Below are 1,025 nucleotides of genomic sequence, written 5' to 3'. Positions count from 1 at the left end.
GCGCCGCGCCGCGCCGCGCCGTGCCGGCGCCCGGCCGCTCCGCGGGTCAGGCCACCGCCGAGAACGGTCCGCCGAACCACAGCGCGATCGGCGCGAGCCCCGACAGCACAGCGCTCGTGACGACCACGGCGGTCGACCCGCGGGTCTCCGCACGCCGACGCGCGACGACACCGAGCACCAGCGCCACGACGACCCCGCCCCACGGGAGGAGCGAGAACGCCAGCACGAGGGGCCACAGGAAGAGCGAAGCCCCCGTCCCCGTGACGAGCACCGGCACCCACATGACCGACCAGAGCAACGCCAACGCCGTCCCGGACATGGACAGGATCGCCACGGCGACGACGAGCGTGGGGGTGGCGTGGGGCCGGACGGCGAGTTCGTGCACGTCCGGATCGTACCGAGCGCGGCGGCTCAGGGATGCCGGGTGCCGACGCCGGCGAGCACGGCGCGGTAGCCCTCGCGGAACGTCGGGTACCGCGGTGCCCAGCCCGTCGAGCGGAGCAGGGCGTTCGACAGGCGCTTGTCACCGGCACCCTGCCGGCCGGCAGCGCCGGCGCCGGCCTCGGCCCTCAGCGGCACCGCGACCCCGAGCTCGGCGGCGAGGAACGCGTACACGTCGTCGAGCCGAGCCGGTTCGTCGTCGGTCACGAGGTACGTCGGTGCGGGGTCGTCCAGCGTCGCGAGGTGCACCAGGGCCGCGGCCGCGTCGTCCCGGTGGATCCGGTTCGTGTGCGGGGACGACCCGTCGGCCGGAGCCGACCGAGCCCCTCCGCCCCGGACCTGGTCGATGAGGCGCTCCCGCCCGGGACCGTACACACCGGACAGTCGAGCGAGCACCGCCCCCGGGGCTCGCTCGCGGAGCAGCGCCTCGGCCTCCAGCAGGACGTCCGCGGTGGGGGAACCGCCGTCCGCGGGGGTGTCCTCGGTGACCGTGCCGCCGTCGCTGACGTCGTAGACCGCGGTCGAGGACACGACGACCAGGCGCGGGCTCGCTCCGGACGCGTCGATGCCGTCCAGGACGTTCC

The 1,025-nt window shown here is 75.8% G+C and carries 2 protein-coding genes; both read right to left on the bottom strand.

What is annotated here, in order from left to right:
* Positions 1-46: 46 nt before the first annotated feature.
* The gene (locus tag BIV01_RS16940; protein ID WP_071303621.1) at positions 47-385 is read right to left on the bottom strand and encodes a hypothetical protein; all 339 of its coding nucleotides are present in this window, start codon (positions 383-385) and stop codon (positions 47-49) included.
* A gap of 26 nt (positions 386-411) precedes the next feature.
* The coding region (locus BIV01_RS16935; RefSeq protein WP_071303620.1) for an NAD(P)-dependent oxidoreductase at positions 412-1,025 on the bottom strand (614 nt) is incomplete at its 5' end.

Source organism: Curtobacterium sp. MCBA15_013 (genome assembly GCF_001865095.1).
In the GTDB taxonomy this organism is placed as follows: domain Bacteria; phylum Actinomycetota; class Actinomycetes; order Actinomycetales; family Microbacteriaceae; genus Curtobacterium.
This window is presented reverse-complemented; position numbering and strand designations above follow the sequence as displayed.